Origin of the sequence: Photorhabdus sp. CRCIA-P01 (assembly GCF_003545805.1) — a bacterium.
Taxonomy (GTDB): domain Bacteria; phylum Pseudomonadota; class Gammaproteobacteria; order Enterobacterales; family Enterobacteriaceae; genus Photorhabdus; species Photorhabdus antumapuensis.
Window position 1 is genome coordinate 17833 of sequence record NZ_NMQR01000029.1, and the last position, 23765, is coordinate 41597.

The following is a 23765-nucleotide window of genomic DNA, read 5'->3' on the forward strand; positions in this document are numbered from 1 at the left end:
GTTTTGTTTGTATTCGCTTGAGATGACTCAGAAAATAATGTTTCTACCACCCGATCAACTTGTTGACGATCTTGACTGACCAACAATTGCATTAATCGCTCATTAGTGAAAAACCGCTCCCAAAAGTGACGACGTGCCGCCAAATGATGAAAATGTCGTTTTACCCGCTGGCGAAGTGTTCCACCGTAAGCGGCCAGACGACCAAGATGCATCGGTAACAACCGTTCCAGTTTTTCACGCCATAACCTGACCAATACCGGTGCATTACCTCCAGAGGAGATAGCAATCACCAGTGGCGAGCGATCAATCACTGACGGGGTAATAAAACTTGCCTGTTGTGGCTCATCCACCACATTGCAGAAAATACGGCGTTCCGTTGCACAATCACTCACATAGCCATTCACCGCTGCATCATTAGTGGCAGCAATAACCAGCCAGCAACGCTCAAGCCAGTGAGGCTCAAACTCACCGCGAATAAGTGCTACTTGACCAGCCTCTTCCCATATCTTAAATTGCGGGGTAAATTCCCGCGCATTAACTAATAGATGTGCGCCAGCATCTAATAACAGACGCGCTTTACGCTCGGCTACCTGACCGCCTCCAACCAGCAGACAGGTTTTATCCCGGATCTGACAAAACATCGGCAAATAATCCAACATAAGTCTCCTCCTACAGTTAACGTACACCACCCGGTATCATGGTCAGCAAATGCTGATTCTCGCCACCCAAGATCCACCCTTGGACAAGTTCACCACACGATGCCGGACAACGCGTTTCAGCCATAACCGAATACCTGACGTAACGCCGATACCAGACGGCGATTATCATGCTCGCCCTTGATGGCGACCCGATAATGAGCAGCATTCAAGCCCGGATAATTAGCACAATGGCGAATCAATATTCTCTGTTTCAGCAATGCTTGTTGAAGATCGATTTCCGGACGCAGACAACACAGGAAGATATAATTTGCCGAGGGAGGCCAAACACGCAATGCCGGTAACATGACCAATGCCTGATAAAGCCAACGTTGTTGCTCAGCTAACCAGCAGTGTGTTGCTTGAATGTAAGCGTTATCATTAAGCACAATTTCACCCGCCAATGCCGCGAAAGCATTAATCGTCCACGGCTCCCGCCAACATTTCATTGTCCTGATACCCGCGATATCACCGCTGACCAGATAACCAAGGCGCAACCCCGGAATAGCAAAAAATTTCGTTAATGAACGCAGAATATAAAGACGAGGAAAATGCGCTATCTGAGGAATAAATCCAGCAGTGTCCGGGAGAAAATCAATAAACGCCTCATCAACAATCAACGCAATATTATGCTGACGGCAACGTTCAAATATCGCCTGCAATAGCACAGCATCTGGCATCAACCCCGTCGGATTGTTCGGTGTCGCAAGAAACAAACAGTCAGGGCGATAGCGCTCCAATGCCATCAACAAGCGTTCATCAGGTTGATAGCTATCAGCTTCACTCATCACATACTCATCAATCTGGCAATCCACTCGCTGCAAGGCGCGCCGATATTCAGCAAATCCCGGTATCAACAACATGGCTCGACGCGGCTTAAGATAATTCACCACAGCATAAATCAATTCAGTAGCACCATTACCCGCCATCAGATTTTCGACAGTGCAATGATGAGCCTGCGCTAACGCGGCATGTAACCGGCGATATTCTGTATCAGGATAGTATTCTGCGCATTGCAATTGGTCGATAATGGCCGTTTTCAGGGATGCCGGCATGCCTAACGGATTGATATTCGCGCTGAAATCAATCATCTCTTCGACTGTAACACCGATTTTCAGCGCCATTTCCAGCACATTACCGCCATGTTCGCTCATCAAATATTATCCCCAAATGTTAAACAGAGAATCAGAGTGCCATCAGTGATGGAACAGAAGATAACAATAGATGATCCCGGCTAAAAGCCAGTGTCTCCCGCAAACGCACCACATCACCAATCACAATCAATGCAGGTGCAGTCAATCCCTGAGCAGCTACCCGCTGAGCCAGAGTTAACAGGGTTGCGCTGGCAACCTGCTGTTGCTGATGGCTGGCATACATCACAACCGCCGCCGGCGTTGTCGGCGCTTTACCGCCTGCGATCAGTTGCTCACAGATGCTCGCCAGTTGAGTCATTCCCATTAAGATAACCAACGTACCTTCCAGCTTTGCCAGCGTCGCCCAATCTTGGGATTCATTTTCCTGACGCAGGTGGCCGGTAACAACGTGAAAACCTGAGGCATAATCACGATGGGTGACCGGTATCCCGGCACAAGCCAGGCCACCAATGGATGAACTGATGCCCGGGACCACTTCAAAGGGGATTTTCGCCAGTGCCAAAGCTTCCGCTTCTTCACCGCCACGCCCGAACACATAAGGATCACCCCCTTTCAACCGAACAACATTTAACCCTTGTTGCGCACACTCTACCAAGATCTGATTAATTTGCCGTTGCGGCACTGGGTGATAGTTCGGCGTTTTGCCGACATTAATCATTTTGCAGTCATCAGGTGCTTCGGATAACAGGTCCGGGCTGACTAATCGATCATACACCAGCGCCTCAGCCTGACGGATACAATGTAATCCTCTGACAGTAATCAGCGCCGCATCGCCGGGACCGGCACCTACCAACCAAACTTTTCCGCTATTCATCATTTTTCTCACCCTTAACGAAAGTCTGTTGGAAGATATATAACCGATAGCCAGCAATACGATCTGGTGTGAGATCAATAATTCTTCATTTTTGTTAATGTATTGATGATAACCATCTGTTCTGACGCATTGCTGCTTTATCTGCTTGTTTCTCCTGGTAACTTACCCCTGCATCTTGTATCTACGCCATTTTTATTATAACCCCTAATGTTTTTGTGACTACAGTTGACTTTCTAACCAAATTGCCGATATTTAATACTGATTAATAAAAAAAAATGCCAACATACGCCTTATTACAGACAAGAGGTGTAACGATGGAAGCCAAGGAATTATTCAGTGTCGGTATTGACATCGGCACCACCACCACACAAGTGATCTTTTCGCGTTTGTCACTGGTGAACCGTGCAGCGGTATCACAAGTGCCACGCTACGAGTTTGTTAGCCGCGAGATTATCTGGCAAAGCCCGGTGTTATTTACCCCCGTAGACTTCGCCGGACAATTGCGTGAAGACGAACTGTTCAGTCTGATCCAGGCACAATATCAGGCCGCAAACATCGATCTGGAAAGTATCGATTCCGGCGCAGTGATCATTACCGGTGAAACCGCGAAAACATGCAATGCACGTCCTGCAATTATGACGCTGGCACAAAAATTAGGGGATTTTGTTGTCGCAACAGCGGGACCACATTTGGAATCGGTAATTGCCGGTTTGGGTTCCGGCGCTCAAGCACTTTCACAGCAAAAAATGGCCAGAGTGCTCAACATTGACATCGGCGGCGGCACAGCCAATTATGCCCTCTTTGATGCCGGGCGACTTATCGCCACCGCTTGCCTGAATGTCGGCGGCCGCTTATTGGAGACCGATCTTCAAGGGAAAGTTTTACGGGCACATCCGCCCGGGGCACTCATCGTTGATTCACTATTTGGTGAAAACACAGATATTCAACATCTGACTGCCATGCAATTACAGCAAATTGCTACGCGAATGTCACAATTGCTATGGGAAGTCGTCACCGGGCAACTCACACCTCTGGCACAACAATTACTCATGACCGAGCCGCTGCCAAACTGTGATGAACTCTACGCGGTCACCCTCTCCGGCGGGGTAGGAGAATGTTATCGAGAAGCCTCGGATCATGATCTATTCCGTTTTCACGATTTAGGGCCGCTGCTGGCCCAAGCTATCCATCGTGATAATGATTTCGCCAAACTGCCGCTGCAAGTGCCAAAACAAACCGTGCGCGCCACGGTGATTGGTGCCGGTGCTCATACATTATCGTTATCCGGTAGCACTATCTGGCTCGATACACTATCACTACCACTGCGCAATATTCCCGTCGTCCATCCTGACACAGAAGCCACTGAATCACTGGCAGAAGCCTGGCAACATGCACTCACACAAATGGATCTGAATGCCGAGCAGGATCTCTATGCATTGGCCCTACCCGACGCCCTGCCGGTGAATTATGCCGCCGTGCAGACATGCATTACCGCTTTACAGAACTTTGCCGGGCGCTATCCCTCTTCTCACCCGCTGCTCATCGTCGCGGGTCAAGATTTTGGTAAAGCATTGGGTATGCTGCTACATCCTCTGATGGGAGAACGGCCGCTAGCGGTTATTGATGAAGTTATCACCCGCACCGGGGATTATATCGACATTGGCACACCACTATTTAACGGCACTGTCGTTCCCGTCACTATCAAATCACTGGCTTTTCCTTCCTGAGAGAGCGTAAACATGAAATTGAAAACTCAGCTTTTTGGTAAGACCTATCAGTTTAAAGATGTCAAACAGGTGCTGGCAATGGCTAACGAATTGCGTTCCGGGGATGTGCTAGCCGGGGTAGCGGCCGAAAGTTCTCAACAACGGGTAGCGGCTAAACATGTCCTCTCGGAAATGACAATTGCGGATATTCGCATGAATCCGATCATTCCTTATGAAGAGGATTGCGTGACTCGCATTATTCAGGATGACATTAATGAAATTGCCTACACTCGCATAAAAAACTGGCGCATCGGCGAACTGCGTGAATATATATTGAGCGATGACACCAGCGTGGATGATATTGCCTTTCTGCGTAAAGGGATAAGTTCCGAAGTCGTTGCCGCCGTGGCAAAAATCAGCTCCAATGCAGACCTGATCTATGGCGCGAAAAAAATGCCGGTGATCAAAAAAGCCAATACCACCATTGGAACACCAGGAACGTTCAGTGCCCGGCTGCAACCTAACGATACCCGCGACGATGTACAAAGCATTCTGGCTCAGATTTACGAAGGGCTATCGTTTGGCGTTGGTGATGCCGTCATCGGCGTCAACCCGGTAACCGACGATGTGGAAAACCTCACCCGCGTGCTGGATACCATCCATGAGGTGATCGACAAATTCGCCATCCCAACCCAGGGCTGTGTCTTAGCCCATGTCACTACCCAGATAGAAGCCATTAAACGTGGTGCACCGGGTGGTTTAATTTTCCAAAGTATTTGCGGCAGTGAAAAAGGGCTAAAAGAGTTTGGCGTAGAATTGGCTATGTTGGATGAAGCGCGGGCCGTTGGTGCGGAATATTGCCGTCTTGCTGGTGATAACTGCCTGTATCTTGAAACCGGACAAGGCTCCGCGCTCTCCGCCGGTGCTCATTTTGGCGCGGATCAAGTGACAATGGAGGCACGAAACTACGGTTTGGCACGTCACTATGATCCATTTCTGGTGAATACCGTTGTCGGTTTCATCGGGCCGGAATACCTCTACAATGATCGCCAGATTATCCGCGCTGGACTGGAAGACCACTTTATGGGGAAACTCAGCGGCGTCTCAATGGGATGTGATTGCTGCTATACCAACCACGCAGATTCCGATCAAAACCAGAATGAAAACCTGATGATCCTGCTAGCAACCGCAGGGTGTAATTTCATCATGGGCATGCCGCTCGGTGATGACATTATGCTCAATTACCAGACATCTGCTTTCCACGATACCGCCACTATCCGCCATCTGCTCAATCTACGCCCATCACCCGAGTTTGAACGCTGGCTGGAACATATGGGGCTGATGGCAAATGGCCGTTTAACATCACGCGCAGGCGATGCATCGTTCTTTTTCTGATGCTTTGTTGAGATAAATCATATGAACCAAAAACAAATTGAAGAAAATATAAGCAATGTGGTGTCTGGTCAGGAACCATCTGCATCTCCTGAAATCACTGACGAAGCTGAAAGCTGTACGCTGGACTTAGGCTCCCTGGAAGCCAAACAGTGGATTGGTGTCCAAAACCCAAATCGTATAGAAGTCTTACAGGAATTACGCCGCAGCACTGTGGCGAGAGTGGGTACCGGCCGCAGCGGTCCACGCCCACGCACTCAGGCATTACTGCGTTTTCAGGCTGATCACTCCCGCTCTAAAGATACGGTGCTGAAAGAAGTCCCAACTGAATGGATTGAAAAACAGGGGTTGCTGGAAGTGCAATCTCAAATCAGCGACAAAAACCGCTATCTGACTCGCCCTGATCTGGGGAGGAAACTCAGTGCCAATGCGGTAGAAACCTTGTTGACACAGTGTAAAACAGGTTCTGATGTACAGGTTGTTGTCTCCGATGGTCTCTCTACTGATGCTATTATTTCCAACTATGAAGATATTCTGCCACCTCTGCTAAAAGGGCTGGAACAAGCAGGATTGTGCATCGGCACGCCGTTCTTTGTGCGCTATGGCCGCGTTAAAATTGAAGATCAGATTGGCGAATTGCTGAAAGCGAAAGTGGTTATCTTACTGATTGGAGAACGTCCCGGATTGGGGCAATCGGAAAGTCTCTCCTGCTATGCCGTTTACCAGCCGACGGTAGAGAAAACCGTTGAAGCTGACCGCACTTGTATCTCTAATATTCATCGTGGCGGCACACCACCGATCGAAGCCGCGGCAATTATTGTCGATTTAGCTAAAAATATGCTGGCACAACAAGCGTCCGGCATTGCGCTTAGTCGTTGATGGAATGGTATTACGTAAACATACGGAGCAAAAGAATATGGCTAGTATTCAATTTATTACAGACGAGCATGGCAAAAAACAAGCCGTTATTTTGCCAATGGACGAGTACGAAAGACTGTTGGCAGCTGCGGATCATGATGAAAATTATCAAATTATTCCCTATACAGCGGGACCAAATGACGATGAAACTATTCCTCATGAAGTCGTTTCTATCATGGTAGACGATGAAGTTTCACTACAAGCCGCTTGGCGCATTTATCGTGGACTATCACAAGCTGAGGTAGCGGAAAAACTGGGTATAAAACAAGCTGCCGTTTCTCAGTTTGAGAAATCAGATCGCCCACGCAAAGCAACGATTGAAAAATTAGCGGCTTTATATGATTGCCGAATAAGCCAACTCGTGCTCGACTGATTAAAAGAAAATCATCAATATAAAAATAAAAAAGAGGATGGCAGGCCAGAACCTGCCTCCTACTTTATTAACCGGCGGACCATAAATGCGATATAACTTCAAATTCTGCATTTTGAACATCACTGCTAATGTTATAGACTACAATTTTATAGAAATTAACAAGATTAGGCGGTGATGCAAGTATATCGGTGTTACCGGCATTAACATCAAGATAGGTATACATATTATAACTTCCAAACGGACCAGCCCAATAATTTATAGCCCTAATATTTGCAAAGCTATTGTTTTTTATAATTGCATCACTGAATTCAGTAGGTAATACTGCATTACCAGAATTATAAATTTCAAATCCATGTGGATCGGTCAACAGTATTTTTTTTGATGGAATTTCAGGGTCTTTCAATATAAAATCCAGTACAAAATCAATTTCTGCATTTTCAGTACTGCTAAGATTAGAAACTACCATTTTATATCGGTAAATCAGGCCACCAGGTCTTACGAGTATTTTAACTTCTCCAAGATAAATATCAACATAACTATACTGCTGATAATCTCCAATCAGGCCAGCCCAGTAATTTATGGCTCTAATTGGTGCTATACTCCTGTTTTTTATAATTGCCGTTGGGACAATCTTGGGCATTACAATATTGCTATTACTATAAATCTCAACGGTTTGAAGAGGACCTATAGATATTCTTTTTTTCGATGACATTATTCTTTTCCTTATTATTTATGTTGTTTAGTAATATATATAACAGGCAGTTTTACTTGTAAAATTTAACTTAACACTTTCCACAAACAGTTAAATATTGAAGTTTGTCAGCACAGTGAAGTAAAAAAAATATGATAAACGAATTCATCGTATATCAGTCTCATTCAACGGTAGGATTAATAGAATTTCAAACCTGCCAATATTCAGGTCTGAATATAATTATTTTATTTTCTTATTAATGCGGGTTATCAAATTATCCTGACAATTAAAACGGCAACACAATATTACTTTCAGCTAGCAGTCCCATATTGTTATACATAGCACAAGCCGCATCCACCAGATGCATAGCCAGCGCAGCACCGCTCCCCTCCCCCAAGCGCATGTCCAAATGTAAATAAGGCTCTAGTTGCAGGTGCTGCAACGCAATAATGGAGCCTTTTTCAGCCGATAAATGTGACGGGATAAGGTAATGACGCACATCGGGAGCAATACGGCAAGCGGCCAACGCCGCCGCGTAAGAGGGAAAACCATCCAGTATCACCGGCAGCCCGGCAGAAGCCGCACCAAGCATTACGCCCGCCATCCCCACTAAATCATAACCACCGACCTTCGCCAGCACATCAATGCCATCGCTGGCATCAGGCCGATTAATTGCAATCGCTTGTTGCACAATCGCCACTTTATGATGCAGGCGTTCTCTGGGGAAGTTAGCTCCAATGCCTACGATCTGTTGTGGATCGCTGTCCGTAAGAACGCTGACCACAGCCGCCGCCGGTGTGGTATTCGCCATACCCAATTCACCCACACCAAACAGTTTCACACCGTTTGCAACCTGTTCCAGCGTTAAGTGTGCGCTTGCCAATAACAAATCTTCGGCCTGCTGGCGGCTCATTGCCGGTCCTTGGGCAATGTTGCCACTGCCACGCCCCATCTTCATGTTCACTAATCCCGGCAGCGGATCGCTATCAATGCCCACATCCACAACTTTCACATCAGCACCCGCATTTGCCGCCAACACGCAAACACCCGTAATCCCTTTCATCATATTCTGCGCATGAATAGCCGTCGCTGACTTAGGCGATATGGTCACGCCTTCGTCATAAACCCCATGATCAGCAACCATCACAATAATCTGCTTACGATCAATATGATGGCCCGGTAATCCCCGCATTCCAGCTAGCTGAATCGCCAGATGTTCCAGACGTCCGAAGCTGCCTGTTGGTTTAACTAACCCATCCAATCGGGTAGCAGTGTGCGCCATCGCAACGTTATCCAGTGGAACAATAGCATTCAGGATCGATGAAAATGTTTGCATGGCGCTATTCCTGTATCTCAGGCTGCCAGTCAGTCCGGCTATTAAACGTACGCAACGTAGTGAATCCATGTTGGATTTCCACGACACTGTATGTTCCCTGTTCAAAATGAAAATGCCACATGGCAGAAGGCGGCATAGCCAGCAAACGCGCCAGTAACAAGCCCAACACTCCCTGATGAGTAACCAGCAACCGATTATCCTTGCTTTTCTGTATCAGCAGTTGCTGAACTACGTTTTCTATCCGGGCAGCAAATGCTGAAAAAGTTTCACCACCGGTCGGGGATGCCTGTTGCCAATCGGCTAACCAGGCAGACCAGGCTTGAGCATCTTCATGCTGTAAATCGTGATGATGGCGCATTTCCCATGCGCCGAAATGCATCTCATTGAGTTGAGCATCAATGCTAGCTGATAGCGAATGATCGGCCAGAATAATCTCCGCAGTATGGCGCGCGCGCCGTAACGTGCTGCTTGTCGCTTGCGAAAATGTCACGGCTGATAGACAGTGAGCAACTTGCCGGGCTTGATGTATTCCCGTTTCAGTCAACGCCACATCCGTCATACCGCAGAAAACACCGCTCAGATTCGCTTCCGTTTGACCATGCCGAACCAAAAATAGTCGCATTGCCGTTACCCTACCTCAGATGTGTTTAAGGACAACTAATTCAGAAATACGTATACCCTTCATCTTTCAAGCTGCTGCTTTGTTGGCTACTTTCACTCACCCCAGTCACATAGTTGTCTATGCTCCTGGGGATTCGTTCACTTGCCGCCGCGCTGCAACTCGAAATCTATTAGGTATAGATTCAGATTCGCTTTTTTGGCTGGCAGGTGACAATCACTCCGATTACCCCTTCAAGAGAAAAAACTTATTTGAGAAATATTTTTTAACCGACCAAACACCGCTTCTATCAGATAACGTTTTCTCAGAATGCCCTATCCTATTGCGCTAACACCTTTTTCATTAGGTGAACATAATTTATCATAAAACGCTGCGAGCTATGTCACTGCTCATTCGCACAGATAAAGTATTTCTGTTTTATAATTCCAGCGGATCATATGTTTTTCAGACGCATCCACGTAGTAATAACTATGAGCGCCTTTCAGGAAACTTAGATGGATGTTCTAGCATTCGTGTATCTATTCAATGGCGGCTCATTTTTCGCTGGCGTGATGGCCATGCTTATGATCTTTATCTTGACCCACATAAATACTAAGGAAACTTTATGGATACCAGAACAGCCGAACCTACTACTGTAGGCGAGATGTTGACTGAAGAATTTTTGAGACCCTTGAAAATAACTCAACAGCAGTTGGCGAATGCGATGGGTGTTTCTCGTAAGGTTATCGGTCAGATTGTGAATAATTCCCGGCGCCTATCCGTTGAAGAGGCCACGCAATTGGCCGGCTTATTTGAAACAGACGAGGATTTTTGGATTAACCTTCAAGCAGCTCATGATCGCTGGGAAAGTCGCCAAATTTCCGCCCGTAAGCATTACACGCCTATTACTGTTATTCTCTCAGCCAGTTAATGCTTGGCGCAAGAATAGGGAGTTGGACATTCTGTTAGGAAGTTACTCACAGTAACGCCAGTAAAAACACCAATTCCCCAATTTCTACAGACGCACCCAAGGTATCGCCTGTCTGTCCACCTAAACGACGGTGCAAATAAATCGCCAGTAATCCAATAACCAACAGCGTGATCATTAATGCCAACACACCAGACCAGCGCATCAGTAGAGCAATCAACATTGTCCCACTCAACAATGTTAACGATGTCTGATAACCATTAACCCGCCCGATATAAAGATTCCCTAACCCCATCCCTTCACGGGCACAACGCTGGCGATACATTAACAAGATAATCGCACTCCTGCCCGCAACAGATGCCGCAGTCAAAGCCATTAACATAGGAGCATCACGCAGAGCCAATTCGCTCACCACCAGCACTTTCGCCAAAATAAGGAAGATCAATGCCAACCCACCATTTGTTCCCAAACGGCTATCACGCATAATCTCCAGCATTCTTTCCCGCTTACGGGCAGAAAACACGCCATCACAGCTATCTGCCAAGCCATCAAGATGAAGAGCCCCAGTTAACAACGCCAGTGCTAATACGTAACTTAATGCCGCCAATGGCTCACCACACCAGGGAGCCAATAAAGTAAAAACCGCCGCCGCAAGCACACCGACAATCAATCCAACCAATGGGAAACTCGCTATGCCACGCACGTACTGATCTATTTCCACTCCCTGTGTCCAGCGTGATGGTACCGGAATACGAGTCATAAATTGTAAGGTGGCAAGAAACAAGCGCAGATTCATTTAATTTTCACCTCAATTCCCGATACCATCAAAAATACTTCACTGGCAGCCGCCGCCAGCCGCTGGTTAACCCTGCCGGCAATATCGCGGAAATGGCGGGCCAGACGGTTCTCCGGCACAATGCCCATTCCCAGTTCGTTAGTGACCAGATATATCGGGGAAGTCATGCGGGTACAAGCCGCTAACAGATCGCTAATTTGCTGCTGGATTCCCACCTCCAATACAGCAAAATCCATTTGCTCAGGTGGCATCTCTCCAGCTTGCTCAAATAATAGGTTGGTAATTAAGGTGGTGATACATTCCAGGATAACCGCTTCTCCCGGCCAGGTTTGTGTCGTGATGACCGCACCGAGATCGCGATAGCCTTCCCATGTACGCCAATGAACCGGCCGATTTTCGCGGTGCAGTTGTATGCGTTCGGCCATTTCACTGTCTGTCACTACGGCAGTCGCAATATATAACACCTGTTCACTCGCTTGTGCCGCCAGTCTCTCCGCCAGCACACTTTTACCACTACGAGCCCCACCAGTGATTAAGATCACGGAGCCGAACCTTGTCGATGAGTTTTCATACACTGATAAATCCGTTCTATATCCAGATGTTCACGCATGGCTTTCGCCAAGAGGTCAAACTGAGTCTGTTTGTAGTGGGTATAATCCAGTATTTCCCCTTGATAAGCCGCCAATCCTTTGCGCTGACGCAAAGCGTTAAGCAGAGCGCGGGTAAAATTAGCGCTATCAAACAAGCCATGAATATAGCTGCCCATCACACTGCCTTCTCGATTAACCGCACCATCACACCAACCACCAAATTGGCCGTTACGTTCGGTAATATAGACAAACGGGGTTGCATCCGCTCCCAGTAACGAGCTGCCCATATGAATTTCATAACCGCGAATAGGCTGCTCGACGCAGCCTGACAGCAAGCCCGGCAATGCTAACAAGCACTTACCGTTTACCCTAGTCGTTACTTTTTCATGGGCAAAGCGGGTTTCCATATCCAACAATCCAAGACCATCCATCTGTTCAATACCCGATTCCACACCATCAATGATCCGTTTCCCCAACATTTGATAACCACCGCAGATACCGATAACAGGAACACCCGCCTGATGTGCTGTTAACAAGGCATCCGCTAACCCGTGCTGTCTCAGCCACTGCAAATCTCCCAACGTGTTTTTGCTACCGGGCAAGATAATCAGATCCGACGGCTGCAACGCGGATGGTTGAGTCACATAACGCAAGCGGACATCCGGCTGCACCGCCAGCGCATTAAAATCAGTAAAATTAGCAATATGGGGCAAACGAATCACCGCAATATCCAGCGCCTTTTCCGTTGCGCCATCATATTTGCCCATTTGTAACGCTACGCCGTCTTCATCTTCCAGATCAATATTCAACCAAGGCATCACTCCCAGTACAGGCACCCCAGTTAAAGCTTCAATCTGTTCAATACCCGGCTGGAGCAAGCTGACATCACCTCGGAATTTATTGATGATCACCCCTTTTACCCGTGCTTTCTCCTCCGGGCGTAGCAGTGCCAATGTGCCATAGATGGCCGCAAATACGCCGCCGCGATCGATATCCGCTACCAACAGCACAGGGGCATCAACCATTTCCGCCATCCCCATATTGACAATATCTCGATCTCGCAAATTGATCTCCGCCGGACTGCCAGCCCCTTCCAGCACAATGACGTCATATTCACGAGCCAGACTGTGAAAAACCTCGCAAATTTGCTGTTGTAAACTGGGTTTGTACTGGTGATACTCCACCGCATTCATGCTACAGGCCACTTTTCCCATCAACACAACTTGAGCTTTACGTTCGCTGGTGGGTTTAAGCAATACCGGGTTCATCCGCACATCAGGCTCGATACCGGCCGCCTCTGCCTGAAAAATCTGCGCCCTTCCCATCTCTTCACCGTTAACAGTGATACCAGAATTCAGCGCCATATTCTGTGATTTAAACGGTGCGCAGCGATAACCATCTTGAACAAAGATACGGCACAATCCCGCAACCAGTACACTTTTCCCAACATCAGACGCCGTACCCTGCAACATTAAAGACAAGCCCATCATGCTATCTCCTTCAATTATTGGTGTAGCAGAGCAAAAAGCTGCTCCTCGGTTTTTACAACCGCGATTCCATTCACCATGCAGCTTTAGCTACCGTTCCAGCACTTATTTCTCAGTATGCCATTGTTTATTCACTAAAATGGTGGAGAAATAAGGTAGTTTCCGATCGGCATCCACTTGATCTAAACGGCGCCAGCACTGCTCACTTGGCAATGTAGCATCCGCCATCAACAAAGCATGTTCAAACAAATTCAGGCGTGCCAACAATGTACTCACGGCGGCAAAACGGTTATAGACTTTCATCAGCACCACGCAATCATGCGTTTGCAGTGCCTGTTCCAGCTCGGCTTCTGGCGCGGTACAAGACATTATCGCCATTGATTGCTGGTCCATCGCCAGTGGTAATACGGTACGCGCGGCAATCGCAGCAAAAGAGGTGATACCCGGGACAATTTCCAGCCACTCTTGCCGACCCATTCGCGCCAGCAAAAAGACCCACGTACTGAATAACATGGCATCACCAAGGGTAATAAAACCCACTTGCCGCCCCTGTGCCACTTCATCTTGCAGTTGCTGCGCCACTTCATCCCATACCGCCTGTTTCTCTTCGCCATTACTGTTCATCGGAAAATGGCAGGTACGAATTTCCGTGTGGTGCAATAGGTATTCACGCACGATGGAGAGCGCCAGACTATCCCCCCCTTTACGCCCTGCGGGGGCATAAAGCACATCAAGGCCAGCAAGTATTCGAGCTGCACGTACAGTAATCAGGTCACTGGCACCCGGACCGACACCTATAGCATAAAGTTTTCCATTCATCGCACCACCTCCTGTTGTTCTGCCTGTAATGCGTCCGCCAGATGTTGAACGAACATTTCGCGGATCAGCGGATTTTCACCTAATCCCTGTAACCAAGACTGGGTTTTGATCCCAACAGCTTCCAGTTGAGAACGCCATGAATCCGGCTCGTCCGATGCCATATCGTTAATCGCATGATCGCCTGCCACCAGCATTAACGGCATCAAATGTACCTTACGCACTGCCTGACGTCGTAAACGGATGATGATATTGTCGATTTCCGGGTAACTTTCCACCGCGCCAACCAACGCCGGGAAATTATGTGAATTCATCAAATGATCAAGGCACGCGTAGGCAGAAAAGGCATGGTGACTGGCACCATGTCCCATAAACACCACCCTCTCATCCTCGGCTAATGGCGGCATCTGACTTTTCAGGGCAATAAGCAGTTGTTGATAATCGGCAAAACGGTTAAGCAACGGCGTACCCACCACTAAACGTTGGAAATGATCACTAAAGGTACGCACTTCACTGACGATCTTTTCATATTCGTCACCGTTGATGACATGAAGGGATTGAATAGCGACATCCTGATAACCCTCATTGACCAAACGCTCCAACGCCTGACGTGGGTTATCCACCTGTAAACCATCACGTTTTTTTAATTTACGGATGATCATTTCCGAGGTGAATGCACGATACAGATCGCGATCACGGTAAGCTGCGGCCAGTTGTTGTTCACAGACATCAATATTCTTTTGTCGGGTTTGATGATAGCTGGTACCAAAGCTAATGATTAATAGTGCTTTTTTCATTTTATTGCCCTCATTATTCCTGCCAATTGGCTAGGTGTTGGACAAATTCATCCAGCGAACTAATCTGCTCTCCCTCATCTCCCTGTAAAGTCTGTGTCGGACGGCACACCACAATACAGGGAATATTGAGTGCCAGACAGGGAGCCACTTTCTGTTGATATCCCCCTTCGGCCCCAGACTCTTTTGTGATCACCACATCAGGGTGACAAAATTCATACACTGCATGATTGAATTCAGCCGTAAATGGCCCACGCAACGCGATAATATGATCGACCCCCAATCCTAACGCTTCACACTGAATCAATACCTCGGCGGTCGGCAATACCCGTACCAACAACGTTTTTCCCGGTAGTAAACGCTGATACAGTGCCAGTTGCTTACTGCCGGTGGTAAGCAAGATCCGTTGCCCTAGTGTCCTGGCAACGTCGCAAGCCGCCTCTGTACTATTTACTTTGTGCAACAGTGGATGGCTCAGTAAGTCAATCTCACTGGGACGCTGATAACGAGTAAGCCGCAGTGACAAACGACGACAAGCGGTGATCACGTTGTGACTTAGTGCATCTGCGTAGGGATGAGAAGCATCAATCACCCAACCTACCTGATGCCGATCAAAATAATCCACCATCGCCTCGGTATCCATTCGCCCCACCACCACATCTCCCTGAATATCACCCGCCAGTTGTTTCCCTGCATCAGTAGCAACAGAGAGACGATAACGTGCTCCCGCTGCGTCCAGTGCCTGACAGATCAACCGGGCATCGCTGGTACCGCCGAAAACATGGATAGCCGGATGGCTCATAACTCATACCCCCGTGGCGTGATCATCAATCCATCACGGCAATAGGTCGTTTGATTGCCAACGATCACCAAACTGGTCATATCCACCGGGGAAAAATCCATCTCGCCGAAAGTCGTGATCCATTTATCCTGCTTTTTACGCCCGGCGGCTTTTACCACCCCCACCGGCGTATACGGGTCTTTCCACGGCCGCATAAGTTCAAACGCCTTGGCAAGGTGCCCTTCCCGGCCACGACTGCGTGGGTTATAGAAACAAACAACAAAGTCGGCCTGCGCGGCGGCAATCACACGTTTCTCAATCATCGGCCACGGTGTCAACAAATCGCTCAAGCTGATATGACAAAAATCGTGCATCAACGGTGCGCCCAACAACGACGCCGCAGCAATACTGGCGGTGATCCCGGCGACCAACTTAACTTCAAGATCACACTGTTGCTGGCAAACCAATTCCAGCACTAAACCCGCCATGCCATAGATTCCCGCATCACCGCTGCTGATCAAAGCAACTTTACGGCCGGACAACGCCAGATCGATCGCCTTCTGGCAGCGTTCAATCTCCTTGCACATACCGGTCTTAATCACTTCTTTATCCATCGTCAGATGTTTAACTAAATGGGTGTAGGTTTTATAGCCGACAATAATTTCAGCTTCGCGGATCGCTGCAATGGCATCCTGCGTCATCATCGATTCATTACCTGGTCCAATACCGATTACTGTTAACATGATTGTGATACCCCCAAAGTGATAGTGACGCCCTGCTGACGCAAGGTCCGACCAACCAATTTTCCTTCGCTCATCAACCAAGCGACAGGTTGCGAAACACTGCCAACCCCCACCGTCTGGCGTACAAAATCGGAAGCGGGAAAACGTTGCTCATGAAGACTTAACTCATTAACACTGAACAACTCAAACGGTACACGCCAACGCTGTGCAAGCTGATTTAGCGCTGGTTCATCCTTTTTAATGACAACACTGCCGATGGCACGTAACGCCATCAGATCGAAATGGTTTTCCGCCATCTGCTGCTGCAATAGCTCAAGCACGGTTTGCAATGGCGTATCCCGGCGACAACCGATCCCGGCTACCACACGTTTCGGCACCAGTTTGTAAACCGGTAGAGGCAATGCCGGCAACGAATCGCGCAACGTGATACACACCAGCGCATCCAGCGCTGGCAACGCCTCCAGACTCGCTACCGGGACAAAACCACGGGTATCAAAATGTTCACGTTCGTTAAGTAGTGATTCATCCCACCACAGCCCGACTTTCTGACCACTGACCAGCATTTGGTTGACCACTTTCACCACATGGCGAAAATCCTGCATATCGGCATTTAACTGCGTGGCAAGCGTATCCAGCGCCGCCACCCCGTTAATATCCGTGGCGGTAGTAATCACCGGATCGGCCCCTAACAACTCTGCCAAATGGTGAGTCAATGCATTAGCGCCACCTACATGACCGGATAACAGGCTAATAACATGCTGACCACCTTCATCAATCACTACCACGGCGGGATCATGCATTTTGTCGTTTATCAGTGGCGCAAGCATGCGTACCGTGATACCAAGCGCCGCCACTACTACCAACGCCGAATAGTGTTTAAATGCCTCGCGCAACGTGTCGCCAAAGCTGCCATTAAAAGGCGTAAACCCCGGCTCCAGCAGCTTTTCGCTGGTAAAACAGGTCAGCGGCAGATGTGTTCTCAACCTTTGTACTAATCTGACCCCGCCCGGCGTCAAACAGAACACAGCAATCGATTCATGCCCGGCGATATTCATGGCTAAACCCCGCATCGTAGAGCTTGGAATAGTGGTACTCCTCTCCCAGGAAAGCACCGACCAGAATCAAAGCGGTTTTACGGATACCCGCTGCCTGTACTTTTTCGGTGATATCGGACAGCGTACCGCGCACGGTATGACTGTCAGCCCAAGTCGCTTTGTATATCACCACAACCGGCGTTGTGACCGGGTAACCTCCGGCCTGAAGACGTGCGACCACATGCCTCATCTTCTGCACAGAAAGGTAAATCGCCATCGAAGTCTGATGAGCAGCAAAGGATTCCAACTGTTCGAGCGGGGGCACCGGTGTACGTCCTTCAATCCGGGTAATAATCAAGCTTTGTGACACTTCCGGTACCGTGTATTCCACACCTAACTGCGCCGCGGCACCAAGAAAAGCACTGACACCCGGTATCGAAACAAAACTGATGCCCGCATCGGTCAAAGCTTCTCCTTGTTCACGTATGGAACCGTACAGCGAGAGATCGCCGGTTTGCAATCGCACCACCAGTTTACCCGCATGTACACCATCAACCATCAGTGCAACAATCTGTTCCAACGTCAGACCGGCGCTGTCATGGCATTCAACCTCTGGCGGGCAGTAATCCAGCAGTTCGGTGTTAATCAATGAACCGGCGTAAATCACCACCTGCGCCTGCTGCAATAAACGATAGCCTTTCAGGGTGATCAACGCCTTATCACCCGGCCCGGCACCCACAAACCAGACTTTCCGCGGATCAAAATGTTCAGACATCGATCTTCTCCTTGTAACAGGAAATCAGATAAGTCGGATTATTCGGCTTGAAATAGTGACCGCTACCAAGTGATGCCAGAGTAGAGGCTTGTAGCTGTATGCACTCTAAATCACTTATCTGACACGTCCGCAAATGTGCCAGCGCGTCATTCAGGTTATTCAACAAAATGAACGTCAACACCAGACGGCCACCGGGATACATGTGATCCAGCGCCCAGTCGATCAGTGCCGTCAATTGGCCCCCACTACCGCCAATAAATACCGCGTCTGCCATTACCTCCAATGCCAATGGCGCTTCTCCGGCGATAATCTCCACATTATGGCAACCTAGTCGTTGACGATTCTCCTCAATCAAGGCCAGTGCCGCCGGGTTGCGTTCAATAGCAGTCACGGTTAACGCCGGGAAGCGTAACGCCGCCTCCAATGCCACACTGCCCGTCCCCGTCCCCACATCAATCAATTGGCTGGCATCATTGAGTTCCAGCCGCTCCAGCGCCAATGCACGTACGGGCTCTTTGGTCATCGGCACTTTCTGTCCGCGCAAAAATTCATCATCTCTCATTTAGGATCACCACCACATTCATGTCATAGTCAGTCGCCACCGCTTCCGGCCGCAGACGGTGAATACGCTCATTAGGCAAAGAGAGGTTTTCACCAATAATCAATGTACGGCTCAGGCCACGCGCAATAATGGCCTCCGCAATTGCCCGCGGGCCGACGCGCCCATCAGTTACCATGCCTACTTTGTCGTGTTGCAGAAGCCAGCCAAAATCCGGGGTACGCCCGTGACTGCTGGTCAGATAGATATCGTTCATATCCAGTGCAGCTTTGGCACACAGATACTGAATTGAGCTGATACCCGGAATAATGCGCAGATCATCTGCGGTAAAATATTCAGACAATAATTTACCAATGCCATATAACAACGGGTCACCAGACGCTAATACCACAATCCGGCGTGTGCTGTTGTTCTGTAACCAAGCAAGCAAACTGGCAAGATCAGCATCCAGTACCCGGGTTTCGTGAGTGACACCGCTAAATATCTCCAGATGGCGTCTACCGCCGACCAATACCTCCGCCTCAGTGATATAGTGCTGTGCCTGTGGTATCAGATACGCAGTATCGCCGGGACCAATTCCCACTACAGTGATCATCGCATTGCCTCCAAAATGTCATTCAATGGGCGACTGGTGCCAAGTATCTGATTATCAAAGGAGAACATGATGGCATCACAACGCGGAGGGTTAACCGCGAAACGCAACATTTCACTCATTCGTTCACAAATGCGTTCAGCGATACGGTCATAAACCGCTTGCAAGCCGTGTTCTGCAATCAGTTCCATTGCGGCTTCCGTGGTATCGCAATGACTCACCTCTAACAGCAGTGCCTGCGACGCCCCCATCAGTGCCAGATAAGCAATCAACGTTTCCATGCGACCATCAGCAATATGACTGTGGGTATGGAAAATTCCCGCAGCCACTTTCACCAGTTTGCCGGGATGCCCCACCAACATGATATGGCGGAACCCAAGCCGTACCGCTTCCTGCAACATGTAACCCACGAAGTTACTCATAGTTACCACTAGCTGACCATCAAGCCCCAATTGTTCACGCACAAAACGTTCACCATGATTGCCGGGCACCAGAATGACCTTTTCAGCCCCCGCTGAACGTTTCATTTCTAGCTCTATTGCCAATGAGCGTTTCCAACTCTCTTCCGACATTGGCGTGACGATACCGGTGGTACCAATGATGGAAATGCCACCTAGTATCCCCAATCGCCCGTTGTAAGTTTTCTTTGCCCGCTCTTCACCTTCCGGCGCGAAAATTTCCACCTCCGCGCCCCGTAAAGGACCGATAGCTTCGCGTACCGCTGCCTCAATGGTCTGACGCGGTGTACGATTAATAGCCGGGTTACCTACCGGTAATCCGACACCCTTACGGGTCACCGTGCCAACACCTTCCCCGCCCCGCAGATGGATCTCACCGTGATCGCACAAGGTGACACGAGCAAAAATCAGCATGCCATGAGTGGCATCCACATCGTCGCCACCGTCTTTACGGATAGCGGCGGTCGCCTGCTGGCCTTCAATCAGCGGCTGCTCAACGTTAAGGCGCAATGTCACACCAGAAGGAGTAACAATAGAAACATGATCAATAACTTGCTGACGCAGTACCATTAATGCGGCAACCTTGGCGGCAGCGGTAGCACAGGAACCGGTGGTATAACCTTTGCGATACTGCTTACCGTTGTGCCAGATGCTGTCTAGTTGCATCGTATCGCTCATTGTGCCTCCTGCAACCGGTACAGAATGGCATTGATAATCGCCGCCGCGATATTACTTCCCCCTTTACGGCCCGCGGCTGCAATACAAGGCAATTCGCTTTGCATCAACGCCGCTTTCGATTCCGCCGCGCCGACAAAACCAACAGGCACCCCAACCACCGCCAATGGTGAAGCCTGCCTTTCCAGCAAGCGGAACAGAGCGGTTGGAGCGTTACCGAACACGAAGATTTTGTCACCTTCTTCCGCCAGTGCGATATCCACCGCTGCCATAGAACGGGTAATACCCTGTGCTTTCGCCATCGTTACCACACGTGGATCACTGATATAACAACGGCATTCACAGCCCATTTGCTGTAACAACGCTTTATTGATACCGGACAGAGCCATCGTGGTATCGGTATACAGAATGCACCCCCGGCGCAATGCCGCTGTAATACGAGTCAGCACATCCGGTGAAAACCACAAAATATCCAACCAGTCAAAATCTGCGGTAGTGTGGATCACCCGTTTAATCACCGCTTCCTGCATCTCATCAACAAAACGATAATCGGGGCGCTCACTGGCAATAATATCGCCAATGATTGCAAAGCTATTCTGTTCAATTTGCTGAGGTTTCTGGAGATAGTTCATATTCATTGCCCTTTTCTAAGCCATGCCGACCAACAGTAAGCGCAACAGCGCAAACAACAGTAAGGCCAGTTGCGAAGCTATCATCATCAAATGGATGCTGAGCGGGATATCCGTCAGCGCGATTTCACGGCGTTCATCACCAATCCAGGGTTTATCTACCCGTTCACCAAAGTAGTCATTCGGACCACCAAGGCGAATACCCAAAGCTCCGGCAATCGTCGCTTCCGGCCAGCCACAGTTAGGGCTGGTATGCTGATAACGATCGCGCCAGCCAATACGCAGTGCCTGGCGAAAATCAAGCCGGATAAACCAAGCCGCCGCACTCAATAACAGCCAACTCAACCGCGCCGGTAACCAATTCGCCAAATCATCCATGCGAGCAGAAACATACCCAATGGCGCGGTATTCCTGAGTTTTGTACCCCACCATTGAATCAAGGGTGTTAATCGCTTTATAAGCCATTGCCAACGGCGCACCACCAATCATCAAAAAAAACAGTGGAGCAATAACCCCATCAACGCTGTTTTCCGCCACCGTCTCCACTACTGCGCGCGTGATTTGTGGTGCATCCAGTTGAGAAGTATCGCGCCCGACAATCCATGACAATTGCTGGCGACTCTCATCCAATGAGCCCTGTTGTAATACGCCATGTACCTTTAGCGCAGTGTCACTCAGACAACGGCCTGCCAACAGGGTATAAATCATCCACACTTCGACCAGCCAGCCGACCCAAGGATGAATGGAGTTCATCAACCACAGACATCCCCAACTCACCAACCAAGTCAGCCCAACAACCACTATCCATAGCCCTGCTCCACCGACTTTCAATGCACGTTCACTGTGACAACAGCGCCGGACCGCCCGTTGTACCAGAGAGATCAGCTTACCAATCCAACGCACCGGATGAGGCCAATGTGGTGGATCACCTAACCAGCTATCGAGCAAGAAAGCAGCAAACCAGGCAGCAAGTGTCACAATAGCCTCCTTGCAGACCTCAACCAGCGATCAAGCAGACTAGGACGCTGAGCAAAATGGATATGAAGATAACTGGCTAGCGTTTGCTGTACCTGATAGCCTCCGGCCCATTGCTGGATTACCATCCCGTCACGCCATTTAGTACAGTCAAAAACCGAGGGCACTGAGCTGATAAAATCAGAATAATGAAACTCGTGGCCCCGTAAAATCTCACCTTCCGCAGCCAGCAAAGTGTCAACACGGGCCTGGGCCTGACAGTAACCAAAGCGTATCAACCGCGTCCCCATATGGCTTTCCCCCGGCAGAATACCGGCCATCAGGTGGCTCGCTCCCTCTCCGTCGGTCAACGATTTGCCAAGGTACATCAGACCACCGCATTCAGCATAAATGGGAACTTGACGGCAATGCGCATCCTGTAAAGCTTCCCGCATGGCACTATTGGCAGCCAATTGAGCGGCATATATTTCCGGGTAGCCACCACCGAGATAAATCATCTGACAATCGGGTAAACGGCGATCATGCAGTGGACTAAAACGGTGAATACGTACCCCCACCCGTTCCAACATCTCCAGATTATCTGGGTAATAAAAATTAAAGGCTTCATCATCCGCCAATGCCAGCGTCAAGCCATCAGCCAATGCGGGATCAGGCAATAATGGAGCCTCACCCTCCGGTAAAGCAGGACAGTCACAAAGCGCCAACAGACGATCAAGATTGATATGCGCCTCCACCTGCTGAGCCAGCCGCTGCCAGCGAGCATCATTGTCCACCTGCTCTTGGGCAGGAATAAGACCAAGATGACGAGACGGTAACGACACATCCTTCATCACAGGCAGACGCCCTAGCACCGGAACACCACAATAATGTTCAATCGCATGACGAATAAGTTCGAAATGATTTTCAGAATTGACGCGGTTAACAATGACGCCCGCAATCGTGAGAGAGGGATCAAAACGACAAAAACCCAGAACAGTTGCGGCAACAGAAGTCGATACTGCCTTACCATCCACCAACAAAATCACCGGGCATCCCAACTGCTTAGCCATTGCCGCGCTACTGCAATAGTTTGGGTTGGTACCATAACCATCATACAACCCCATCACACCTTCGATGACCGCTACATCTACATGACGCATATGCTGATTATAAAGACCATTAAGCGTCGCTGTTGGCAACATGAATGCATCAAGATTACGAGATGCCACGCCACACACAGAGCTGTGCCAGCCGCTGTCCAGATAATCTGGTCCCACTTTAAACGGCTGGACAGTCAACCCTCTCAACATCAATGCCCGCAAAATGCCAAGGGTAACAGTCGTCTTACCACAGCCACTACCCGTACCCGCGATAACAAATGCCTTCCTACCTGACCATTGCATAGAAAATTCCCGATATGTCGATCGGAAAAGGAGTGCCCATAAGACGTGCCAACACTGCGCACACCACTTGGATG

Annotated in this window: 26 protein-coding genes and 1 pseudogene; 6 read left to right on the top strand and 21 right to left on the bottom strand. The window is 49.0% G+C overall.

All coding sequences use genetic code 11. The features are described from left to right. Positions 1–26 precede the first annotated feature (26 nt). The 3 genes and pseudogenes from D3222_RS16335 to cobA form a co-directional block, all read right to left on the bottom strand. Positions 27–656, bottom strand: a pseudogene (locus D3222_RS16335) (NAD(P)-dependent oxidoreductase); the annotation flags it as partial. A gap of 119 nt (positions 657–775) precedes the next feature. Next, positions 776–1849: a threonine-phosphate decarboxylase CobD gene (cobD, locus tag D3222_RS16340; RefSeq protein WP_118987107.1), complete on the bottom strand. Its 1074-nt coding sequence runs from the start codon at positions 1847–1849 to the stop codon at positions 776–778. Between the two features lie 31 nt (positions 1850–1880). Then, a complete protein-coding gene (gene cobA / locus D3222_RS16345; RefSeq protein WP_118987144.1) occupies positions 1881–2663 on the bottom strand; it encodes a uroporphyrinogen-III C-methyltransferase in 783 nt (260 codons plus the stop codon). Between the two features lie 314 nt (positions 2664–2977). Between cobA and eutA the strand changes: the two genes are divergently transcribed. Genes eutA through D3222_RS16365 form a run of 4 tightly spaced genes read left to right on the top strand, consistent with a single transcriptional unit; the run spans position 2978 to position 7052 of the window. Continuing rightward, positions 2978–4390 (top strand): ethanolamine ammonia-lyase reactivating factor EutA, encoded by a 1413-nt coding sequence (gene eutA / locus D3222_RS16350; RefSeq protein WP_118987108.1) that lies wholly within the window; start codon positions 2978–2980, stop codon positions 4388–4390. A gap of 12 nt (positions 4391–4402) precedes the next feature. Continuing rightward, positions 4403–5764: an ethanolamine ammonia-lyase subunit EutB gene (locus D3222_RS16355; RefSeq protein WP_118987109.1), complete on the top strand. Its 1362-nt coding sequence runs from the start codon at positions 4403–4405 to the stop codon at positions 5762–5764. A 21-nt stretch (positions 5765–5785) separates the two neighbouring features. After that, positions 5786–6640, top strand: a complete 855-nt coding sequence (gene eutC, locus D3222_RS16360; protein WP_118987110.1) for an ethanolamine ammonia-lyase subunit EutC — start codon at positions 5786–5788, stop codon at positions 6638–6640. Between the two features lie 37 nt (positions 6641–6677). Continuing rightward, entirely contained in the window at positions 6678–7052 is a 375-nt protein-coding gene (locus tag D3222_RS16365) for a helix-turn-helix domain-containing protein (RefSeq protein ID WP_118987111.1), read from the top strand. Positions 7053–7119: 67 nt separating this feature from the next. Here the strand turns inward: D3222_RS16365 and D3222_RS16370 are convergent, their stop codons facing one another. The 3 genes from D3222_RS16370 to D3222_RS16380 form a co-directional block, all read right to left on the bottom strand. Next, entirely contained in the window at positions 7120–7764 is a 645-nt protein-coding gene (locus D3222_RS16370) for a hypothetical protein (RefSeq protein WP_118987112.1), read from the bottom strand. A gap of 265 nt (positions 7765–8029) precedes the next feature. After that, on the bottom strand, positions 8030–9079 hold the full coding sequence (cobT, locus tag D3222_RS16375; protein WP_118987113.1) for a nicotinate-nucleotide--dimethylbenzimidazole phosphoribosyltransferase: 1050 nt from the start codon (positions 9077–9079) through the stop codon (positions 8030–8032). Positions 9080–9083: 4 nt separating this feature from the next. Then, on the bottom strand, positions 9084–9701 hold the full coding sequence (locus D3222_RS16380; RefSeq protein ID WP_118987114.1) for an adenosylcobalamin/alpha-ribazole phosphatase: 618 nt from the start codon (positions 9699–9701) through the stop codon (positions 9084–9086). A gap of 376 nt (positions 9702–10077) precedes the next feature. Here D3222_RS16380 and D3222_RS26790 point away from each other — a divergent pair, with 376 nt between their 5' ends. Beyond that, the gene (locus D3222_RS26790) at positions 10078–10293 is read left to right on the top strand and encodes a type II toxin-antitoxin system RelE/ParE family toxin (RefSeq protein ID WP_118987115.1); all 216 of its coding nucleotides are present in this window, start codon (positions 10078–10080) and stop codon (positions 10291–10293) included. Between the two features lie 9 nt (positions 10294–10302). Next, on the top strand, positions 10303–10608 hold the full coding sequence (locus D3222_RS16390; protein WP_118987116.1) for a HigA family addiction module antitoxin: 306 nt from the start codon (positions 10303–10305) through the stop codon (positions 10606–10608). A 46-nt stretch (positions 10609–10654) separates the two neighbouring features. On the opposite strand, the gene cobS is transcribed toward D3222_RS16390, so the two are convergent. The 15 genes from cobS to D3222_RS16465 form a co-directional block, all read right to left on the bottom strand. Then, entirely contained in the window at positions 10655–11401 is a 747-nt protein-coding gene (cobS, locus tag D3222_RS16395; protein ID WP_118987117.1) for an adenosylcobinamide-GDP ribazoletransferase, read from the bottom strand. Then, a complete protein-coding gene (gene cobU / locus D3222_RS16400) occupies positions 11398–11943 on the bottom strand; it encodes a bifunctional adenosylcobinamide kinase/adenosylcobinamide-phosphate guanylyltransferase (protein WP_118987118.1) in 546 nt (181 codons plus the stop codon). The genes cobS and cobU overlap by 4 nt, the downstream gene beginning before the upstream one ends. Beyond that, positions 11940–13478, bottom strand: a complete 1539-nt coding sequence (locus D3222_RS16405; protein WP_118987145.1) for a cobyric acid synthase — start codon at positions 13476–13478, stop codon at positions 11940–11942. The genes cobU and D3222_RS16405 overlap by 4 nt, the downstream gene beginning before the upstream one ends. Positions 13479–13583: 105 nt before the next feature. Further along, positions 13584–14297 (bottom strand): cobalt-factor II C(20)-methyltransferase, encoded by a 714-nt coding sequence (locus tag D3222_RS16410; RefSeq protein WP_118987119.1) that lies wholly within the window; start codon positions 14295–14297, stop codon positions 13584–13586. After that, a complete protein-coding gene (gene cbiK, locus D3222_RS16415) occupies positions 14294–15091 on the bottom strand; it encodes a sirohydrochlorin cobaltochelatase (RefSeq protein ID WP_118987120.1) in 798 nt (265 codons plus the stop codon). Before cbiK ends, D3222_RS16410 begins: the two co-directional genes overlap by 4 nt. A gap of 13 nt (positions 15092–15104) precedes the next feature. Then, positions 15105–15890: a cobalt-precorrin-6A reductase gene (locus tag D3222_RS16420; RefSeq protein WP_118987121.1), complete on the bottom strand. Its 786-nt coding sequence runs from the start codon at positions 15888–15890 to the stop codon at positions 15105–15107. Next, positions 15887–16612 (bottom strand): precorrin-3B C(17)-methyltransferase, encoded by a 726-nt coding sequence (locus D3222_RS16425; protein ID WP_118987122.1) that lies wholly within the window; start codon positions 16610–16612, stop codon positions 15887–15889. The genes D3222_RS16420 and D3222_RS16425 overlap by 4 nt, the downstream gene beginning before the upstream one ends. Next, the gene (gene cbiG, locus D3222_RS16430) at positions 16606–17667 is read right to left on the bottom strand and encodes a cobalt-precorrin 5A hydrolase (protein WP_118987123.1); all 1062 of its coding nucleotides are present in this window, start codon (positions 17665–17667) and stop codon (positions 16606–16608) included. The genes D3222_RS16425 and cbiG overlap by 7 nt, the downstream gene beginning before the upstream one ends. After that, complete coding sequence (locus D3222_RS16435; protein ID WP_118987124.1) at positions 17648–18421, bottom strand: cobalt-precorrin-4 methyltransferase; 774 nt, start codon at positions 18419–18421, stop codon at positions 17648–17650. Before D3222_RS16435 ends, cbiG begins: the two co-directional genes overlap by 20 nt. Continuing rightward, a complete protein-coding gene (locus D3222_RS16440; RefSeq protein ID WP_118987125.1) occupies positions 18414–18983 on the bottom strand; it encodes a decarboxylating cobalt-precorrin-6B (C(15))-methyltransferase in 570 nt (189 codons plus the stop codon). The genes D3222_RS16435 and D3222_RS16440 overlap by 8 nt, the downstream gene beginning before the upstream one ends. Next, a complete protein-coding gene (locus D3222_RS16445; RefSeq protein ID WP_118987126.1) occupies positions 18973–19575 on the bottom strand; it encodes a cobalt-precorrin-7 (C(5))-methyltransferase in 603 nt (200 codons plus the stop codon). Before D3222_RS16445 ends, D3222_RS16440 begins: the two co-directional genes overlap by 11 nt. Then, positions 19572–20708 carry a cobalt-precorrin-5B (C(1))-methyltransferase CbiD gene (gene cbiD / locus D3222_RS16450; protein ID WP_118987127.1) on the bottom strand — a complete coding sequence of 379 codons (1137 nt, stop codon included), beginning with the start codon at positions 20706–20708 and terminating at the stop codon, positions 19572–19574. Before cbiD ends, D3222_RS16445 begins: the two co-directional genes overlap by 4 nt. After that, positions 20705–21337, bottom strand: a complete 633-nt coding sequence (locus D3222_RS16455) for a cobalt-precorrin-8 methylmutase (protein ID WP_118987146.1) — start codon at positions 21335–21337, stop codon at positions 20705–20707. The genes cbiD and D3222_RS16455 overlap by 4 nt, the downstream gene beginning before the upstream one ends. A gap of 15 nt (positions 21338–21352) precedes the next feature. Next, a complete protein-coding gene (cbiB, locus tag D3222_RS16460) occupies positions 21353–22312 on the bottom strand; it encodes an adenosylcobinamide-phosphate synthase CbiB (protein WP_118987128.1) in 960 nt (319 codons plus the stop codon). Next, a complete protein-coding gene (locus D3222_RS16465; RefSeq protein ID WP_118987129.1) occupies positions 22309–23691 on the bottom strand; it encodes a cobyrinate a,c-diamide synthase in 1383 nt (460 codons plus the stop codon). The genes cbiB and D3222_RS16465 overlap by 4 nt, the downstream gene beginning before the upstream one ends. Positions 23692–23765: the final 74 nt, after the last annotated feature.

Bases quoted from the DNA above. Each gene is read 5' to 3' on its own strand.
- D3222_RS16390 (WP_118987116.1), top strand. From the start codon at position 10,303: ATGGATACCAGAACAGCCGAACCTACTACTGTAGGCGAGATGTTGACT.
- cbiG (WP_118987123.1), bottom strand. From the start codon at position 17,667: ATGAATATCGCCGGGCATGAATCGATTGCTGTGTTCTGTTTGACGCCG.
- D3222_RS26790 (WP_118987115.1), top strand. From the start codon at position 10,078: ATGTCACTGCTCATTCGCACAGATAAAGTATTTCTGTTTTATAATTCC.
- D3222_RS16410 (WP_118987119.1), bottom strand. From the start codon at position 14,297: ATGAATGGAAAACTTTATGCTATAGGTGTCGGTCCGGGTGCCAGTGAC.
- cobA (WP_118987144.1), bottom strand. From the start codon at position 2,663: ATGAATAGCGGAAAAGTTTGGTTGGTAGGTGCCGGTCCCGGCGATGCG.
- D3222_RS16425 (WP_118987122.1), bottom strand. From the start codon at position 16,612: ATGTTAACAGTAATCGGTATTGGACCAGGTAATGAATCGATGATGACG.
- D3222_RS16455 (WP_118987146.1), bottom strand. From the start codon at position 21,337: ATGAACTATCTCCAGAAACCTCAGCAAATTGAACAGAATAGCTTTGCA.
- cbiD (WP_118987127.1), bottom strand. From the start codon at position 20,708: ATGAGCGATACGATGCAACTAGACAGCATCTGGCACAACGGTAAGCAG.
- cobT (WP_118987113.1), bottom strand. From the start codon at position 9,079: ATGCAAACATTTTCATCGATCCTGAATGCTATTGTTCCACTGGATAAC.
- cobS (WP_118987117.1), bottom strand. From the start codon at position 11,401: ATGAATCTGCGCTTGTTTCTTGCCACCTTACAATTTATGACTCGTATT.
- D3222_RS16420 (WP_118987121.1), bottom strand. From the start codon at position 15,890: ATGAGCCATCCGGCTATCCATGTTTTCGGCGGTACCAGCGATGCCCGG.
- D3222_RS16445 (WP_118987126.1), bottom strand. From the start codon at position 19,575: ATGATCACTGTAGTGGGAATTGGTCCCGGCGATACTGCGTATCTGATA.
- cobD (WP_118987107.1), bottom strand. From the start codon at position 1,849: ATGAGCGAACATGGCGGTAATGTGCTGGAAATGGCGCTGAAAATCGGT.
- D3222_RS16380 (WP_118987114.1), bottom strand. From the start codon at position 9,701: ATGCGACTATTTTTGGTTCGGCATGGTCAAACGGAAGCGAATCTGAGC.
- D3222_RS16365 (WP_118987111.1), top strand. From the start codon at position 6,678: ATGGCTAGTATTCAATTTATTACAGACGAGCATGGCAAAAAACAAGCC.
- eutA (WP_118987108.1), top strand. From the start codon at position 2,978: ATGGAAGCCAAGGAATTATTCAGTGTCGGTATTGACATCGGCACCACC.
- D3222_RS16435 (WP_118987124.1), bottom strand. From the start codon at position 18,421: ATGTCTGAACATTTTGATCCGCGGAAAGTCTGGTTTGTGGGTGCCGGG.
- cbiK (WP_118987120.1), bottom strand. From the start codon at position 15,091: ATGAAAAAAGCACTATTAATCATTAGCTTTGGTACCAGCTATCATCAA.
- D3222_RS16405 (WP_118987145.1), bottom strand. From the start codon at position 13,478: ATGGGCTTGTCTTTAATGTTGCAGGGTACGGCGTCTGATGTTGGGAAA.
- D3222_RS16440 (WP_118987125.1), bottom strand. From the start codon at position 18,983: ATGAGAGATGATGAATTTTTGCGCGGACAGAAAGTGCCGATGACCAAA.
- D3222_RS16355 (WP_118987109.1), top strand. From the start codon at position 4,403: ATGAAATTGAAAACTCAGCTTTTTGGTAAGACCTATCAGTTTAAAGAT.
- D3222_RS16465 (WP_118987129.1), bottom strand. From the start codon at position 23,691: ATGCAATGGTCAGGTAGGAAGGCATTTGTTATCGCGGGTACGGGTAGT.
- eutC (WP_118987110.1), top strand. From the start codon at position 5,786: ATGAACCAAAAACAAATTGAAGAAAATATAAGCAATGTGGTGTCTGGT.
- D3222_RS16370 (WP_118987112.1), bottom strand. From the start codon at position 7,764: ATGTCATCGAAAAAAAGAATATCTATAGGTCCTCTTCAAACCGTTGAG.